The organism is Streptomyces sp. NPDC030893 (assembly GCF_055571535.1).
In genome coordinates this window covers 1-16,776 of record NZ_JBVIFC010000009.1, presented here as the reverse complement: position 1 = coordinate 16,776, position 16,776 = coordinate 1, and the positions used below count along the sequence as shown (strand labels likewise).

At 68.4% G+C, this 16,776-nt stretch carries 16 protein-coding genes; 9 read left to right on the top strand and 7 right to left on the bottom strand.

Annotation, left to right across the window (positions count from 1 at the left end; genetic code table 11):
* Positions 1 to 2: 2 nt before the first annotated feature.
* On the bottom strand, positions 3 to 686 hold the full coding sequence (locus tag ACZ434_RS18350) for a PadR family transcriptional regulator (RefSeq protein ID WP_468456957.1): 684 nt from the start codon (positions 684 to 686) through the stop codon (positions 3 to 5).
* Between the two features lie 396 nt (positions 687 to 1,082).
* On the opposite strand from ACZ434_RS18350, the gene ACZ434_RS18345 reads away from it, so the two are divergent.
* Both ACZ434_RS18345 and ACZ434_RS18340 read left to right on the top strand, forming a co-directional pair.
* Complete coding sequence (locus ACZ434_RS18345) at positions 1,083 to 3,713, top strand: transglycosylase domain-containing protein (protein ID WP_468456955.1); 2,631 nt, start codon at positions 1,083 to 1,085, stop codon at positions 3,711 to 3,713.
* 98 nt (positions 3,714 to 3,811) lie between these two features.
* Positions 3,812 to 5,320, top strand: coding sequence for a glycosyltransferase family 87 protein (locus ACZ434_RS18340; protein ID WP_468457371.1), 1,509 nt, complete (start codon positions 3,812 to 3,814; stop codon positions 5,318 to 5,320).
* Between the two features lie 93 nt (positions 5,321 to 5,413).
* Here ACZ434_RS18340 and ACZ434_RS18335 read toward each other — a convergent pair whose 3' ends face one another.
* The 3 genes from ACZ434_RS18335 to ACZ434_RS18325 form a co-directional block, all read right to left on the bottom strand.
* On the bottom strand, positions 5,414 to 6,445 hold the full coding sequence (locus ACZ434_RS18335) for an alanine racemase (RefSeq protein ID WP_468456953.1): 1,032 nt from the start codon (positions 6,443 to 6,445) through the stop codon (positions 5,414 to 5,416).
* A 101-nt stretch (positions 6,446 to 6,546) separates the two neighbouring features.
* On the bottom strand, positions 6,547 to 7,668 hold the full coding sequence (femX, locus tag ACZ434_RS18330) for a peptidoglycan bridge formation glycyltransferase FemX (RefSeq protein WP_468456951.1): 1,122 nt from the start codon (positions 7,666 to 7,668) through the stop codon (positions 6,547 to 6,549).
* Between the two features lie 164 nt (positions 7,669 to 7,832).
* Positions 7,833 to 8,147 carry a hypothetical protein gene (locus tag ACZ434_RS18325; protein ID WP_468456949.1) on the bottom strand — a complete coding sequence of 105 codons (315 nt, stop codon included), beginning with the start codon at positions 8,145 to 8,147 and terminating at the stop codon, positions 7,833 to 7,835.
* Positions 8,148 to 8,461: 314 nt separating this feature from the next.
* Between ACZ434_RS18325 and rpsF the strand changes: the two genes are divergently transcribed.
* The 4 genes from rpsF (at position 8,462) to rplI (ending at position 10,167) form a co-directional block, all read left to right on the top strand.
* Complete coding sequence (gene rpsF / locus ACZ434_RS18320) at positions 8,462 to 8,752, top strand: 30S ribosomal protein S6 (RefSeq protein WP_004985983.1); 291 nt, start codon at positions 8,462 to 8,464, stop codon at positions 8,750 to 8,752.
* 77 nt (positions 8,753 to 8,829) lie between these two features.
* Positions 8,830 to 9,423 (top strand): single-stranded DNA-binding protein, encoded by a 594-nt coding sequence (locus ACZ434_RS18315; protein WP_468456947.1) that lies wholly within the window; start codon positions 8,830 to 8,832, stop codon positions 9,421 to 9,423.
* A gap of 42 nt (positions 9,424 to 9,465) precedes the next feature.
* Complete coding sequence (gene rpsR / locus ACZ434_RS18310; RefSeq protein ID WP_003949403.1) at positions 9,466 to 9,702, top strand: 30S ribosomal protein S18; 237 nt, start codon at positions 9,466 to 9,468, stop codon at positions 9,700 to 9,702.
* Positions 9,703 to 9,720: 18 nt separating this feature from the next.
* On the top strand, positions 9,721 to 10,167 hold the full coding sequence (gene rplI / locus ACZ434_RS18305) for a 50S ribosomal protein L9 (RefSeq protein ID WP_149547905.1): 447 nt from the start codon (positions 9,721 to 9,723) through the stop codon (positions 10,165 to 10,167).
* 84 nt (positions 10,168 to 10,251) lie between these two features.
* Here rplI and ACZ434_RS18300 read toward each other — a convergent pair whose 3' ends face one another.
* On the bottom strand, positions 10,252 to 11,589 hold the full coding sequence (locus tag ACZ434_RS18300) for an MATE family efflux transporter (protein ID WP_468456944.1): 1,338 nt from the start codon (positions 11,587 to 11,589) through the stop codon (positions 10,252 to 10,254).
* A 460-nt stretch (positions 11,590 to 12,049) separates the two neighbouring features.
* Here ACZ434_RS18300 and dnaB point away from each other — a divergent pair, with 460 nt between their 5' ends.
* Positions 12,050 to 13,528 (top strand): replicative DNA helicase, encoded by a 1,479-nt coding sequence (gene dnaB, locus ACZ434_RS18295; protein WP_468456942.1) that lies wholly within the window; start codon positions 12,050 to 12,052, stop codon positions 13,526 to 13,528.
* Between the two features lie 31 nt (positions 13,529 to 13,559).
* Here the strand turns inward: dnaB and ACZ434_RS18290 are convergent, their stop codons facing one another.
* Positions 13,560 to 14,126: a dihydrofolate reductase family protein gene (locus tag ACZ434_RS18290; protein ID WP_468456940.1), complete on the bottom strand. Its 567-nt coding sequence runs from the start codon at positions 14,124 to 14,126 to the stop codon at positions 13,560 to 13,562.
* 140 nt (positions 14,127 to 14,266) lie between these two features.
* Here ACZ434_RS18290 and ACZ434_RS18285 point away from each other — a divergent pair, with 140 nt between their 5' ends.
* Positions 14,267 to 15,652, top strand: coding sequence for a serine hydrolase domain-containing protein (locus ACZ434_RS18285; protein ID WP_468456938.1), 1,386 nt, complete (start codon positions 14,267 to 14,269; stop codon positions 15,650 to 15,652).
* A gap of 60 nt (positions 15,653 to 15,712) precedes the next feature.
* Here the strand turns inward: ACZ434_RS18285 and ACZ434_RS18280 are convergent, their stop codons facing one another.
* The gene (locus tag ACZ434_RS18280) at positions 15,713 to 16,108 is read right to left on the bottom strand and encodes a GNAT family N-acetyltransferase (protein WP_468456936.1); all 396 of its coding nucleotides are present in this window, start codon (positions 16,106 to 16,108) and stop codon (positions 15,713 to 15,715) included.
* Between the two features lie 180 nt (positions 16,109 to 16,288).
* Here ACZ434_RS18280 and ACZ434_RS18275 point away from each other — a divergent pair.
* Positions 16,289 to 16,776 (top strand): transposase (locus ACZ434_RS18275; protein ID WP_468456934.1); only part of this gene is annotated, 488 nt, incomplete at its 3' end.

Here is a 16,776-nt window from a genome sequence, read left to right as displayed (position 1 = left end):
TCTCACGTGGCGGTGTCGTCGGGCGTATCCGGCCGGGGTTTGTCCCCCGGCCGGGGCAGGCCGCCCGTCGCTCCAGATGTGGTGTCCTGCTGAGCGGGCCCCCCGGCGGCGGAACCCTTCAGGTCCCGGCCTGCCCGCTCGCTCTCGATGAGCTCGTTCAGCCAGCGCACTTCGCGCTCCACGGACTCCATCCCGTGGCGCTGGAGCTCAAGCGTGTAGTCGTCGAGGCGCTCCCGGGTCCGCGACAGGGAGGCGCGCATCTTCTCGAGGCGTTCCTCCAGCCGGCTGCGGCGGCCCTCAAGCACGCGCATCCGCACGTCGCGCGATGTCTGCCCGAAGAAGGCGAACCGCGCGGCGAAGGTCTCGTCCTCGTACGCGTCCGGCCCCGTCTGGGAGAGCAACTGCTCGAAGTGCTCCTTACCCTCCGCCGTCAACCGGTAGACGATCTTGGCGCGCCGCCCCGCGAGCGGAGCGGCGAGGGCGTCCTCGGTGGTGTGCCCCGGTTCCTCGATCAACCAGCCGTTGGCGACCAGCGTCTTGAGGCAGGGGTAGAGCGTCCCGTAGCTGAAGGCACGGAACACACCCAGTGAGGTGTTGAGTCGTTTGCGCAGCTCATAGCCGTGCATCGGGGATTCGCGGAGCAGGCCGAGTACGGCGAACTCGAGGATGCCGGAACGCCGGCTCATCGTCGCCTCCCCTCTGCCGTGGTCGTGCCCTGACGGCCTCGTGGACGGTTCGTCGCCGTCCTTATGTCGAGCTGATGTATCGACTCGATACATCACGACGATAGAACGGCCTTCCGGGCGCGACAAGAGGGGGGAGGGTGAACGGGATCACATCGTCGATTCGTTGCGAGCAAGTTGCCTGATTTGAGGTGAACTTCTGTGCTCGGTGGGTTTTGACGGTGCGTAGTCTGTGCGCCATGCACACCACCGGGAACCGAGTGACGACTGGGGGCGTCTTGGTCCCCGGTGCAGTACGGGTGAATGCGCGATGCGCCGTATCCGTACTTCGGGGGGACCGGAAACCAGCCGCCGTTTCCAGGCGCGCAAGGGTGCGCCTGCCCGAGGAGTAGTCGTTCGATGAGCGAGCACCGTCGCAAACCGCCGCAGCCGCAGGGAGGCGGACGTGCCGCGGCCCGACGCGGCCAGTCCGGCTCGTCCTCCGGCCGCCGCGCGGCACCGCGAGGCGCCACCGGATCTCCGTCCGATTCCTATGGGTCGGGCTCCCGTGGCTCGGGGGGTGAGGACCGCGCGTACGGCAGCCGCGCCGAGGCACGACGCGCGGCACAGCGGGGCGGGGCCCGCCGGGCCGGTCCCGCCGGCCCCGGACCCGGTCGCGGCAGAGGCCGTCCGGCCCCTCCCGCCAAGAAGCGTTTCCTCGACTATCCGCGCCACGACAAGGACGGCTGGCGTCGCTGGACGCCGTCGTGGAAATTCGTGTCCGGCCTGTGCATCGCCTTCTTCGGGAGCCTGGTGGCCGTGGCGGGCATCGGCTACGCGATGGTGAGCGTGCCGGACGAGGGGCACGCCGCGGCGTTGTCCGAGAACAACGTGTACTACTGGGCCAACGGCGAACAGATGGTCGCCACGGGCAGCGGTCAGAACCGGCAGAACGTCACGATCGACCGCATCCCCGAGGCCATGAAGTGGGCGGTGATCTCGGCCGAGAACAAGAGCTTCTACGACGACTCGGGCATCGACCCCATGGGTATCGCCCGGGCGCTCGGCAACATGGCCACGGGCGGGGACACTCAGGGCGGCTCGACGATCACCCAGCAGTTCGTGAAGAACACCTACCTGACCCAGGAGCAGACGATCTCCCGGAAGTTCAAGGAGATGTTCATCTCGATCAAGGTGGGCACGAAGCTCTCCAAGGACGAGATCCTCCAGGGCTACCTGAACACCTCGTACTACGGCCGTGGCGCCTACGGCATCCAGGCCGCGGCCCAGACGTACTACGGCAAGGACGCCGTCGATCTCACGCCGAGCGAGTGCGCCTTCCTCGCCGCCCTGCTCAAGGGCCCGACGTACTACGACCCCGCGGGCAACCAGAACATCGACTCCTCGGCCACCTCCGACGCCAACCGCAAGCGTTCCGAGGAGCGCTGGGGCTGGATCCTCGAGCAGATGCACACCGACGAGCACCTCACGGACGCCGAGTACCAGGAGGCGACCAAGAAGTACCCCATGCCCCAGGGCCGCAAGGCGACCAAGGGGATGACGGGTCAGATCAGCTACCTCGTCGACACGGCCAAGCGGTACGTGCTGAAGAACTCCGACATCACGGAGGCGCAGTTCGACCAGGGCGGCTACCAGATCCACACGACCTTCGAGAAGGACAAGGTCGACGCACTGGCCGCGGCCGTCAAGAAGGTCGAGAAGAAGAACATCGACCCGAAGCGCGAACTGGACCAGCACGTCCAGTTCGGGGCGGCGACCGTGAAACCCAATGACGGTGCGATCGTCGCGCTCTACGGCGGCGCCGGCTTCGAGAACGGCCACTTCAACAACAACGCGGACACCTCGGGCGTCCCCGTCGGTTCGACGTGGAAGCCGTACGTGATGGCCGCCGCGATGCAGCACGGTACGTACAAGACCGATGGTGAGGGTGTCTCGCCGCTCAGCAAGTACAACGGCGACGACCACCTGAAGATCAGGAACAACGACGGCTCCTTCGTCCTCAAGAAGGACAACACGCCCTTCTTCCAGGAGAACGAGAGCGACTACCCGTGGGGCTACATCACCCTGCGCAAGGCGATGGAGCAGTCGGTCAACACCCCGTTCGTGCAGCTCGGCATGGACGTGGGGATGAAGAACGTGGCGGATCTCGCCGAGAGGTCCGGCATCCTCAAGGACAGCTTCGCCGGGCTGAACGCGTCGTTCGCGCTCGGCACCTCGACGCCCAGCGCGATCCGCATGGCGGATTCGTACGCGACCTTCGCGGCATCCGGTAAGCAGGCCGACCCGTACTCGGTGACCGAGGTCAAGCACAAGGGGAAGGAACTGCCCGGCTTCGAGAAGCCGAGGATCAAGCAGGCCATGCCCGAGAACGTCGCGAACAACATCACCGACATGCTCGAGAACGTGGTCAAGAACGGCACCGCCAAGCACGCCCTGGAGCTGGGGCGCGCGGCCGCCGGCAAGACGGGTACGACCGACGAGAACAAGTCCGCGTGGTTCGTCGGCTACACCCAGCAGCTCTCGACCGCCGTCGCGATGTTCCGTGAGGACCCCAAGAGCCACAAGCTGCTCTCCATGAACGGAACGGCGGGCAAGGACTCGATCCACGGTGGTGACATCCCCACGGAGGTGTGGACCGAGTTCATGAAGGCCGCGCTGAAGGGCGAGTCCGATCCGGGCTTCCCCGCGGCCGAGAAGATCGGTGAGATCGCGGACGGAGCCGGCGCGCCGACCCCGACGCCGAGCGCCACGCAGAGCGAGAAGGCGACTCCTTCGGCGCCGCCGTCGCCCACCCGGACCGAGACCACCCCTCCGCCGCTGCCCACGGAGACCGAGACATGCGGTCCCTTCGACTTCCGTTGTGAGGACGACGACGAAGAGGAGACGGGCGGCACCGGACCGGGCGGCACGGACACCGGAGGAACGGACGGAGGCGCGACCTCCTCACCCGATCCCACCGAGACCGGCGAACCCGGGAACAGCCGGGGCAACGGCAACGGAGGTGGCATCTTCGGGGGCCCGGCCGGTTAGTCGGCTATCGCCCGGCTTGGGTGTTTCACGTGAAACACGGGCCGCCGTACCCACGGGGTGCGGCGGCCCTCGGCGTATCCCCGTCCGTGTACGGCAGGATGTGCGGCATGCCCAGTGGAGAATCGACGCAAGCGAGCGTCCACGAGCCGGAGCCGGTGCGGCCGACCGAGGAGGACCGGGTCGCCGCGGCCGGCAGTGAGGTGATCGGCGGTCCGCTCGGGCGGCGTGCCCTGACCGGACGGTCCTGGTGGACCCCGGTGCGGGTGGTCGCGCTCGTGGCGATCGGCATGTTCGCCCTCGGCCTCGTGCAGAAGGCGCCCTGCTACAACGGCGGCTGGTTCTTCGGCGCCAGCTCCCAGTACACGCACGCCTGCTACTCGGACATCCCCCACCTCTACAACGGGCGCGGCTTCGCCGACGGACTGGTGCCGTACTTCGACAAGCTTCCCGGGGACATGCAGTACCTCGAGTACCCGGTGCTGACCGGCGTCTTCATGGAGGTCGCCGCCTGGCTCACCCCCGGCACGGGCAGCATCCAGGACCAGGAGCAGTGGTACTGGATGGTCAACGCCGGGATGCTCATGGCGTGCGCGGCCGTCATCGCCGTCTGCGTGACGCGGACGCACGCCCGGCGGCCCTGGGACGGCCTGCTGGTCGCGCTGGCTCCTGCCTTCGCGCTGACCGCGACCATCAACTGGGACCTGCTGGCGGTCGCTCTGACGGCCGCCGCGATGCTGATGTGGTCGCGAGGGCGTTCCCTCGCCTTCGGCCTCCTCCTGGGCCTCGCCACGGCTGCCAAGCTCTACCCCGTGCTGCTGCTCGGACCGCTGCTGGTGCTGTGCTGGCGTGCGGGGCGGTGGAGGCAGTACGGCACGGCCCTCGCCGGCGCGGCGGTCGCCTGGCTCGTCGTGAACGGCCCCGTGATGCTGTTCGCCTTCGACGGCTGGTCGAAGTTCTACACGTTCAGCCAGGAACGGGGTGTCGACTTCGGGTCCTTCTGGCTGATCATGGCGCACAACTCGGACGACCCACTGAGCACCGACACGGTCAACACGCTGGCCACACTGCTGATGCTGCTGTGCTGCGCCGGTGTCGCGGCCCTCGCGCTCGCGGCTCCCCGCCGGCCGCGGTTCGCCCAGCTCGCCTTCCTGATCGTCGCGGCGTTCATCCTCACCAACAAGGTCTACTCACCGCAGTACGTCCTGTGGCTGGTGCCGCTGGTGGTCCTCGCCCGGCCGAAGTGGCGTGACTTCCTCATCTGGCAGGCCTGTGAAGTGGCGTACTTCCTGGGCATCTGGATGTACCTCGCGTACACGACCAGCGGAGACTCCCACAAGGGGCTGCCCGCCGACGGGTACCACTGGGTCATCGGGATACATCTGCTGGGAACGCTCTACCTGTGTGCCGTGGTCGTGCGCGACATCCTGATGCCGGAGCGGGATCCGGTGCGCCGGTCCGGCGACGACGACCCCTCGGGCGGTGTGCTCGACGGAGCCGAGGACGTCTTCGTGCTCGGTCCCGAGAACCGTTCCGCGCAGCACGCGGCGCACTTCGAGGGGCCCCGGGTCGAATGGGGCAGGGCCGGAGTCACCGAGGGTTCGCTGTGAGCGAACAAGGGGCGGCGTGACGCTCCCTCAGGACGCCTCTCAGGAGCAGAAAAGGCCGGGCACGGAGATTCCGTGCCCGGCCCCCTCACGCTGTCAGCGGTCGACGAGCCGGTCGAACTGCGTGGTGGTGTGGCGGAGATGGGCCACGAGCTCTTCACCGACCTGCGGCTCCGGCGCGTCCGAGGGAACGAACAGGATCGACACCTGCATGTGCGGCGGCTCGGCGAACCAGCGCTGCTTGCCGCCCCAGACGAACGGGGAGAGGTTCCGGTTGACCGTGGCGAGGCCCGCCCGGGCGACACCCTTGGCGCGCGGCATGACCCCGTGCAGGGCCTTGGGGGCCTCCAGACCCACACCGTGCGAGGTGCCGCCCGCCACCACCACCAGGTAGCCGTCGGAGGCGGCCTTCTGCTGCCGGTAGCCGAACCGGTCCCCCTTGACGACATGCGTGACGTCCAGGACGGCGCCCCGGTACTCGGTCGCCTCGTGGTCACCCAGCCACAGCCGGGTGCCGATCCGGGCGCGGAAGCGGGTCTGCGGGAACTGCTGCTGCAGCCGGGCGAGTTCATCGGCCTTGAGGTGGCTCACGAACATCGTGTGCAGCGGGAGGCGTGCCGCCCGCAGGCGGTCCATCCAGCCGATGACCTCCTCGACGGCGTCCGAGCCGTCCGTGCGGTCCAGCGGCAGATGGATGGCGAAGCCCTCCAGCCGCACGTTCTCTATCGCCGAGTGCAACTGGGGCAGGTCCTGCTCGCTGATGCCGTGGCGCTTCATCGAGGACATCACCTCGATGACCACACGGGCCCCGACCAGCCCGTACACGCCGTCGACCGACGACACCGAGCGGATGACCCGGTCGGGCAGTGGCACCGGCTCCTCACCGCGCCGGTACGGCGTCAGCACCAGCAGGTCACCGCCGAACCAGTCCTTGATCCGGGCTGCCTCGTACGTCGTGCCGACGGCGAGGACGTCGGAGCCCAGCCGGGTCGCCTCCTCGGCGAGACGCTCGTGGCCGAAGCCGTAGCCGTTGCCCTTGCAGACCGGGACCAATCCCGGGAACTGCTCCTGCACGTGCTTGTGATGCGCCCGCCAGCGCGCGGTGTCGACGTAGAGCGTGAGCGCCATGGCCGGACCTGGAACCTTTCTCGTGGCTGCGGTGTATCAAAGGTATGGGAGCCAACGCAGCCGTCGGGGCCACGAAGACGAAGACCGTGACGAAGAGCCGGTCAGCGGCGCGACATGTAGATGTCGAGCGCCTTGTGGAGCAGCTTGTTCAGCGGGAAGTCCCACTCGCCGAGGTACTCGGCCGCCTGGCCGCCCGTGCCCACCTTGAACTGGATCAGCCCGAAGAGGTGGTCGGTCTCGTCCAGCGAGTCGGAGATGCCCCGCAGGTCGTAGACGGTGGCGCCGAGCGCGTAGGCGTCGCGCAGCATCCGCCACTGCATCGCGTTCGAGGGCCGGACCTCACGGCCGATGTTGTCGGAGGCTCCGTACGAGTACCAGACGTGCCCGCCGACGATCAGCATCGTCGCCGCGGACAGGTTCACGCCGTTGTGGCGGGCGAAGTACAGCCGCATCCGGTTGGGATCCTCGGTGTTGAGGGCCGTCCACATGCGCTGGAAGTACGACAGCGGGCGGGGCCGGAAGTGGTCGCGCACCGCCGTGATCTCGTACAGCCGCTGCCACTCGGCCAGGTCGTTGTAGCCGCCCTGGACGACCTCGACGCCGGCCTTCTCCGCCTTCTTGATGTTGCGGCGCCACAGCTGGTTGAAGTTCTTGTGGACCTCTTCCAGGGAGCGGTTGGCCAGCGGTACCTGGTAGACGTAGCGGGGCTGCACGTCACCGAAGCCGGCGCCGCCGTCCTCGCCCTGCTGCCAGCCCATGCGGCGCAGCTTGTCGGCGACCTCGAAGGCACGGGGCTCGATGAAGTCGGCCTCCAGGTCGCGCAGGCGCTTCACGTCCTGGTCCTGGATGCCCTTCTTGATGGTCGAGGCCTCCCAGCGCCGGATGATCACCGGCGGGCCCATCTTCACCGAGAACGCGCCCTGCTGCTTCAGGTGCGCGAGCATCGGCTCCATCCACTCCTGGAGGTTGGGCGCGAACCAGTTGATGACCGGGCCCTCGGGCAGATAGGCGAGGTAGCGCTTGATCTTGGGCAGCTGCCGGTAGAGGACGAGGCCGGCGCCGACCATCTCACCGGTCCGGTCGTCGAACCAGCCGAGGTTCTCGGAGCGCCATTCCGCCTTGACATCGGCCCAGGCCGGGACCTGCATGTGACTCGCCGACGGCAGGCTCTGGATGTAGGCCAGATGCTGCTCTCGACTGATGGTCCTCAGGGTCAGGCTCATTCGGGGCGCTCCTCGGCTGGTGTGTCCCCATGGGTTCAGGGGCTCCGGCTCTCGCGCGAAGCCTACTGCGCCTCGGGGGCGCCCCGGTTGGGCGCACGGGACCTTCGCCCCGGCCTGGGGCCGGCCGGGGCGTCGACGATGTTCACGAGTGGTGGTGTCCGGCGTCAGTCGACCACGCCGCCGAAGAGCCCGCCGTGGGCCATGCCCAGGAAGAACCCGACCGCCGAGGCACCGAGGCCCAGGACGAGACCGAAGCGCCCCCGCGTCGTCACCGAGACCCACTGGCCGTACGCGCCGGTGAGGATGCCGACCAGGCCGGTCCATGAGCTGACCAGGTGCAGATGGTGGAACATCGCGGTGATGAAGGACGTGATGCCCAGCACCAGGGTCACCGCGAGCAGGGTGTCCTGGAGCGGGTGGGGCTTGCCGTCCGTGGCGAAAAGGCCACCGGCGGTGTTGGGTCGCAATGCCTGTGCCATGGGGCACCTCCTGCGAAAGGCGGCGGATCGTAGCGCCGTACACACCCGATGTGTACAGATTGACGGTCCTCACGGCCGGATTTCAACCGGAAGCCGCTGTGCGGGTAGTCTGTAGCGTCTGCACCGGTGTCTGTCCGGACAGAGCCAGACGGGGTCTGGGAAGGGCCACGGTCCCCCCGGCCGGTCTGGAAACCGCCGCCCGGCTCGATTGTCAGTGGCGGCTGTTTTACTGACGGACGTCGTTGCACAACGCATCACGACCCTCCTGCCACGGAACGACCGTGGCCGCTGAGTCCAAAGGAGGTGGGTTCCACATGCGTCACTACGAGGTGATGGTCATCCTCGACCCCGATCTCGAGGAGCGTGCTGTCTCCCCGCTGATCGAGAACTTCCTTTCTGTCGTCCGTGACGGCGGCGGAAAGGTCGAGAAGGTCGACACCTGGGGCCGTCGTCGTCTCTCGTACGAGATCAAGAAGAAGCCCGAGGGCATCTACTCGGTCATCGACCTGCAGGCCGAGCCTGCGGTCGTCAAGGAGCTCGACCGCCAGATGAACCTGAACGAGTCGGTCCTCCGGACCAAGGTCCTCCGTCCCGAGACCCACTGAGCCCTCCCGCTCAGCCGATCCCGGGATTCGAGTAGCAGCACAAGCAGCCAGCAGCAAACCCGCCGAGAGGTTCCCCCATGGCAGGCGAGACCGTCATCACGGTCGTCGGCAATCTTGTCGACGACCCCGAGCTGCGCTTCACCCCGTCCGGTGCGGCCGTCGCGAAGTTCCGTGTCGCGTCGACCCCCCGCACCTTCGACCGTCAGACGAACGAGTGGAAGGACGGCGAGAGCCTCTTCCTGACCTGCTCGGTCTGGCGTCAGGCGGCGGAGAACGTCGCCGAGTCGCTCCAGCGAGGCATGCGCGTCATTGTGCAGGGCCGGCTGAAGCAGCGGTCCTACGAGGACCGTGAGGGCGTCAAGCGCACGGTCTACGAGCTGGACGTCGAGGAAGTCGGCGCCAGCCTGCGCAACGCCACGGCCAAGGTCACCAAGACCACCGGCCGCGGTGGCCAGGGCGGCTACGGCGGCGGTCAGGGTGGCGGTGGCGGCCAGGGTGGCGGCGGCTGGGGCGGCGGCCCCGGCGGCGGCCAGCAGGGCGGCGGCGCTCCCGCCGACGACCCGTGGGCGACCGGCGCTCCCGCCGGCGGCCAGCAGGGCGGTGGCGGCGGCTGGGGCGGTGGCTCCGGCGGCAGCAGCGGCGGCGGCTACTCGGACGAGCCCCCCTTCTAGGCGGGCCGTACCCACACTTCTTGATCACACAGGAGAAACATCATGGCGAAGCCGCCTGTGCGCAAGCCTAAGAAGAAGGTCTGCGCATTCTGCAAGGACAAGGTCACGTACGTGGACTACAAGGACACGAACATGCTGCGGAAGTTCATTTCCGACCGCGGCAAGATCCGTGCCCGCCGCGTGACCGGCAACTGCACGCAGCACCAGCGTGACGTCGCCACGGCCGTCAAGAACAGCCGTGAGATGGCGCTGCTGCCCTACACCTCCACCGCGCGATAAGGGAAGGGTGACCGACTCATGAAGATCATCCTCACCCACGAGGTCTCCGGCCTCGGTGCCGCGGGCGACGTCGTCGACGTCAAGGACGGTTACGCTCGCAACTACCTGGTTCCGCGGAAGCTCGCGATCCGCTGGACCAAGGGTGGCGAGAAGGACGTCGAGCAGATCCGTCGTGCTCGCAAGATCCACGAGATCCAGACCATCGAGCAGGCCAACCAGGTGAAGGCCCAGCTCGAGGGTGTCAAGGTCCGTCTGGCCGTCCGCTCCGGCGACGCCGGTCGTCTCTTCGGTTCCGTCACCCCGGCCGACATCGCCTCCGCGATCAAGGCTGCCGGTGGCCCCGAGGTCGACAAGCGTCGCATCGAGCTGGGCGCGCCGATCAAGACGCTGGGCGCCCACGAGACGTCCGTGCGCCTGCACCCCGAGGTTGACGCCAAGGTCAACATCGAGGTCGTCGCCGGCTGAGTGCCGCGCTCGCTGACGCAGTGAGCACATGGGGGCCGCATCCTTCGGGATGCGGCCCCCATGGCCTTGTTCCACGTGAAACGGTCAGCGTGCCGCGCCCGTGACGATCCAGCGGCCCGATCGGGTGCGCCACCACAGGGTCAGCATGCGCACGGTCATCATGAGGGTCATCGTGGCCCACAGCGCGGTGAGTCCGCCGCCGAGTGCGGGGACCAGTAGCGCCGCCGGAGTGAACACGGCGAGGGTCACGAGCATGGCCCAGGCCAGGTACGGTCCGTCACCCGCGCCCATCAGCACCCCGTCCAGGACGAAGACGATGCCGCAGATCGGCTGGGACAACGCCACGAGCAGCAGGGCGGGCAGTGCCGCGTCCTTGACCGTGGCGTCGCTGGTGAACAGGGGCAGGAACGCCGGCCGGGCGAGGACCACCAGTACGCCGAGAACGACGCCGACCGCGATGCCCCACTCGACCATGCGACGGCACGCCTCCCGGGCGCCCTGGGCGTCTCCGGCTCCCAGATAGCGGCCGATGATGGCCTGTCCGGCGATGGCGATGGCATCCAGCGCGAACGCGAGCAGACTCCACAGGGAGAGGATGATCTGGTGAGCCGCGATGTCGGAGTCGCCGAGTCGGGCCGCGACGGCCGTCGTGATCATCAGGATGGCCCGGAGGGAAAGGGTGCGCACCAGCAGGGGGACACCTGCCTGGGCGGATGCCCTGATCCCGGCGGCGTCCGGGCGCAGCGAGGCCCCGTGTCTGCGTGCTCCGCGGAGCACCGCGGTCAGGTAGACGGCGGCCATGCCGCACTGTGCGATGACCGTGCCCCAGGCGGAGCCCGCGATGCCGAGCCCGGCGCCGTAGACCAGCACGACATTGAGGACGCCGTTGGTGACGAAGCCGCCGATGGCGACGTAGAGGGGCGTCCTGGTGTCCTGGAGGCCGCGCAGGACGCCGGTCGCGGCGAGTACGACGAGCATCGCCGGGATGCCGAGTGTGGAGATCCGCAGATACGTGACCGCGTAGGGGGCCGCTGTGTCGGAGGCGCCGAAGAGGTCCACGACGGCGGGCGCCGTGGGCAGGAGGACGGCCACGACGGCGGCACCGAGCAGCAGCGCCAGCCAGATGCCGTCCATGCCCTGGCGGATGGCCGAGGGCAGGTCGCCGGCGCCGACGCGGCGGGCGACGGCGGCCGTGGTGGCGTAGGCCAGGAAGACGAAGACACTGACGGCGGTCATGAGGAGGGCCGAGGCGACGCCGAGACCGGCGAGCTGCGCCGTGCCGAGATGGCCGACGATGGCGCTGTCGGCCATGACGAACAGGGGCTCGGCGACGAGGGCGCCGAAGGCCGGGACGGCCAGCATGACGATCTCTCGGTCGTGCTGGCGTCGAGCGGCTTTCGGACGCACGGGGGCCTGTGTCATGTGCACCAATCTAATCGTCCACAGGTAAGCGATGCAAAGACTTTGCGCCCCTTACTTCGTGGCTCAGGGTGTGGGGTTGCGTACACCCCACGAACCGATCTTGATCCGACTGGGGAAGTTTTTCTTCTGCACAACCGGTGGACGGTAAACGCGCAGGTCACACGCTTGAGGGTGCAGGAGCCCCGGGCTTTTTCACAGGGCTGTCCACCGGCTCGTGCACAGGTTTCGCGGAGTTCTCCACAGCATTGGGCCGGTCGTCCACATGGCCTGTGGATAACCAGATTGGCTGACGGTGCCGACGGGCCTACGGTTATCCGGCGCCCGCTCCGTCCGCCGGTTTCACAAACGCCACAAATCCGGCGCACGACAACCGGAGCCGGGCCCTTTATTTGTCAGTGCCGTGCCGTAGAACAGAGGGGCACGGCGAGGTCCGTTCCGGCGGACGGGAGGAGGTGGCTCGGTGAGCATTTCCGAGCCCTTGGACGACCCGTGGGCCGACAGCGGTCCCAGTGATCGTCTGCCCGCCTCCCGTCGCCATGACGACCGGGGCAGGGGCCGTGACGAGCAGCACGACCGGGGCCGGGACAACGGCGGATGGGACGGCGGAGGCGCCGCGTTCGAAAGGGTGCCGCCGCAGGACCTCGAGGCCGAGCAGTCCGTCCTGGGCGGCATGCTGCTGTCCAAGGACGCCATCGCCGACGTGGTCGAGATCCTCAAGGGGCACGACTTCTACAAGCCGGCCCACGAGACCGTCTACACGGCCATCCTCGACGTCTATGCCAAGGGCGAGCCGGCCGACCCCATCACGATCGCCGCGGAGCTGACCAAGCGCGGTGAGATCAACAAGGTCGGCGGTGCCTCGTATCTGCACACGCTCGTCCAGACCGTCCCCACGGCGGCGAACGCGGCGTACTACGCGGAGATCGTGCACGAGCGCGCCGTACTGCGCCGTCTGGTCGAGGCGGGGACCCGCATCACCCAGATGGGATACGCGGCCGACGACGACGTGGACGAGATCGTCAACCGTGCGCAGGCCGAGATCTACGCCGTCACCGAGCAGCGGACCAGCGAGGACTATCTGCCGCTCGGCGACATCATGGAGGGCGCCCTCGACGAGATCGAGGCCATCGGGTCGCGCAGCGGTGAGATGACCGGGGTGCCCACCGGGTTCACGGACTTCGACTCGCTCACCAACGGCCTGCACCCCGGCCAGATGATCGTCATCGCCGCGCGTCCCGCGATGGGCAAGTCGACGCTCGCCCTGGACTTCGCCCGGGCCGCGTCCATCAAGAACAACCTGCCCAGCGTCATCTTCTCGCTCGAGATGGGGCGCAACGAGATCGCGATGCGCCTGCTGTCCGCCGAGGCCCGCGTCGCCCTGCACCACATGCGCTCCGGCACGATGACCGACGAGGACTGGACGCGCCTGGCCCGCCGCATGCCGGACGTCTCGGCGGCGCCGCTCTACATCGACGACTCCCCGAACCTGTCGATGATGGAGATCCGCGCCAAGTGCCGTCGCCTGAAACAGCGCAACGATCTGAAGCTGGTCGTCATCGACTACCTGCAGCTGATGCAGGCGGGCGGGTCCAAGCGGTCCGAGAGCCGTCAGCAGGAGGTCTCGGACATGTCCCGTAACCTCAAGCTGCTCGCCAAGGAGCTGGAGATCCCGGTGATCGCGCTCTCCCAGCTCAACCGTGGTCCGGAGCAGCGCACCGACAAGAAGCCGATGGTCTCCGACCTGCGTGAGTCCGGCTCCATCGAGCAGGACGCCGACATGGTCATCCTGTTGCACCGCGAGGACGCCTACGAGAAGGAGTCCCCGCGGGCGGGTGAGGCGGACCTGATCGTGGCGAAGCACCGAAACGGCCCGACGGCGACGATCACGGTCGCCTTCCAGGGCCACTACTCACGCTTCGTTGACATGGCACAGACCTGAGCGGCGCCGGTGCGGTCGCCAAGCCTGCTGCTCAGGGCCTTGTCTCGTAGCTGGTCACGACCACGTCGCCGGGAAACGTCCGTGTTTCCACCAGGTTCAGGTTCACCCAGCTGTCCAGCGCGGTGAAGAACGGCGTGCCGCCGCCCACCAGGACCGGGTGGGTGGCGATGACGTACTCGTCGATCAGCCCGGCGCGCATGGCCGCCCCGGCGAGTGTCGCACCGCCGATGTTCATCGGGCCGCCGTCCTCGGCCTTGAGCCGGGTGATTTCGGCGATCGCGTCGCCGGTGACCAGGCGGGTGTTCCAGTCGACCTTGTCGAGTGTCGAGGAGAAGACCACCTTCGGTGTGTCCCGCCAGTTCCGTGCGAACTCGATCTCCGCCGGGGTGGCGTCGGGCTGCTGGTCGCCGGTCGGCCAGTAGGAGCTCATCGTCTCCCAGAGCTTGCGCCCGTACAGCGACAGGCCACTCGCCTGCTCGTGGTCGAGCCACCACTGGAACAGCTCGTGGCTGGGCGGTCCGCTCCAGCCGATGTCGTCGCCGGGCGCGGCGATGTAGCCGTCCAGGGTCAGGTTCATGCCGTAGATCAGTTTGCGCATGGCCCAGCCTTCCGTCCGTGGATGTCCGGTGTATGGACCAGCGTGGCCCGGGAAACTCATCGGTGCGCGATCCGGGCTCGCCGGTCATCCCCGTGCTCGGGGCTCGGCGTGGTGTCCGGCAGCCGTGCTGCACTGGGGGCATGAAGATCCCTGAGGAAGAACTGTTGCCCGGAACGCGGCGCGCTCTGCTGCACCGGATCGCCGTGGCGCAGAGCGAAGGCCGGACGCCTTCTCTCGTCGCGGCCGTGGTGCGGGGCGGCAGGACGGTGTGGACGGGGGCGCGGTCCTCGGTGGAGGGGCACGCTCCGGACGAGAACCTGCAGTACCGGATCGGTTCGATCACCAAGACCTTCACCGCCGTTCTGGTGCTCCGGCTGCGCGACGAGGGTGTGCTGGATCTTTCCGACCCGTTGGAGAAGCACCTGCCCGGTACGGGTGTGGGCGAGGCGACCCTCGCCGAACTGCTCTCGCACACTGGTGGACTGGCCGCCGAGACGCCGAGCCCCTGGTGGGAGCGGACCCCCGGCTCCCTGCGGCCGGGTCTCGACGACGTGCTGGGCGAACGGTCACGCGTGCACCCCCGAGGCCGGCGCTTCCACTACTCGAACCCGGGATACGCGTTGCTCGGCGCCCTGGTCGAGAAGCTCCGTGGTGCCCCGTGGGAGGACGTTCTCCGGCGGGAAGTGCTGGAACCCCTGGGCCTGGACCGTACGAGCATGCGGCCTCGGGCGCCGCACGCGGGTGGCTGGGCGGTGCATCCCTGGGCGGATGTGATGCTGCCCGAGCCCGTGGAGGACCTGGGCCTGATGGCACCCGCCGGGCAACTGTGGTCGACGGCCGGGGACTTGGCGCGCTTCGCGGCCTTCCTGGCCCGGGGTGACGACCGGGTGCTGAGCGCGGAGTCCCTGCGGGAGATGCGGACCCCGGCAGCACCGGCCGAGGCGGCGGACGTGGCCGGCGGCTATGCGTACTGCCTGGGTCTGGAGCTCCGTCACCGGAACGGCGTGGCTCTCGTCGGGCACACCGGATCGCTCCCGGGCTTCCTCGCCTGTCTCACGACCAGCATGGCCGACGATGTGAGCGCGGTCGTCCTCACCAACTGCACCTCAGGACCCGCGCCGTTCATGGTCGCCGCCGATCTGGTCAGCATCGTCGCCCGGGCGGAACCGCGTATCCCCGCCCCCTGGCAGCCGTTGCGGGAGGCGGATCCTGCGGTGCTGGAGCTGGTGGGCCAGTGGTACTGGGGGACATACGCCTTTGCTCTGCGGCTCGCGGCCGACGGGTACGTGTCGCTGGAGCCGCTCTCCGGGAACGGCCGACGCTCACGTTTCCGCGTGAACGGGGACGGGACGTGGACAGGGCTGGAGGGTTACTACGCCGGAGAACGTCTGGAGCCCGTACGGCGGCCGGACGGAACGGTGAGCCACCTCGACCTGGGGTCCTTCGTGTTCACGCGTCAGCCGTATGAGGCGGGGGCTCCGGTGCCCGGCGGGGTGGACCCCGGCGGGTGGCGGGGGATCGGCTAGCTTCCTGGCTCCGGGAAGCCGGGGAAGGGCCGTGTTTCACGTGAAACACGGCCCTGTGCATCAGAGCGGCAGCTTGAAGCCCGTGTGGGAGGCCGTGAATCCGAGCCGTTCGTAGAAGCGATGGGCCTCGGTGCGGGTGTTGTCCGATGTCAGCTGGACGAGTCGGCACCCCTCGTGGCGAGACGTGTCGATCGCCCACTCGATGAGCCGGGTACCCAGACCGCTGCCGCGTTCGTCCGCGTGGATGCGGACTCCTTCGATGATCGCCCTGATGGAGCCGCGGCGGGACAGTCCAGGGACGATCGTGAGCTGCAGCGTGCCGACGACGCGTCCCTCACGGACCGCGACGACCAGATGCTGGTTCGGGTCGGCGCCGAGCCGCTCCAGAGCGGTCAGGTAGGGAGCGAGGTCGTCCGGCGACTCGCGCTGCGCGCCCAGGGGATCATCCGCGAGCATGCCGACGATCGCGGCAAGGTGATGGCGTCCCGCTGTGTGGTGTAGGGGATCTCCGCGGTTGAGTGCGCGGTTTCCGCTCCCTGGGGTGCACCGTCTGCCGGTGACTGCTCCCTGCTCAACTGGCAGGCCACCGTGCAACTGTCCGGAGTGAACGGGCAGTTCGACCCCAGGGGGTGCACGGTGGCCTTGTCCCAGCATGACCTACTTCGCCTGCTTGAGTCACTACGTTCGGCCGATGGTCTTGAACTCGTCCGCGAGGTCGCCGAAAGGCTGCTGCAGGAACTGATCGAGGCCGAAGCCACCACAAAGATCGGCGCCGAGTGGGGCGAACACACCGACACCCGCACCACCTGGCGCAACGGGCACCGGGAGAAGACCGTGACCACCCAGGCCGGCGACCTCGAGCTCGCCATCCCGAAACTGCGGGCCGGGAGCTTCTTCCCCAGCCTCCTCGAGCGCCGGCGCCGCATCGACCAGGCCCTCTACGCAGTCGTCATGGAGGCCTACGTCCATGGCGTCTCCACCCGCTCCGTCGACGACCTCGTCAAAGCCCTCGGATCCGACACCGGGATCTCCAAGAGCGAGGTCTCCCGGATCTGCGCGGACCTCGACGAACAGCTCGACGCCTTCCGGACCCGCCCGCTGGACCACATCCGCTTCCCCTACCT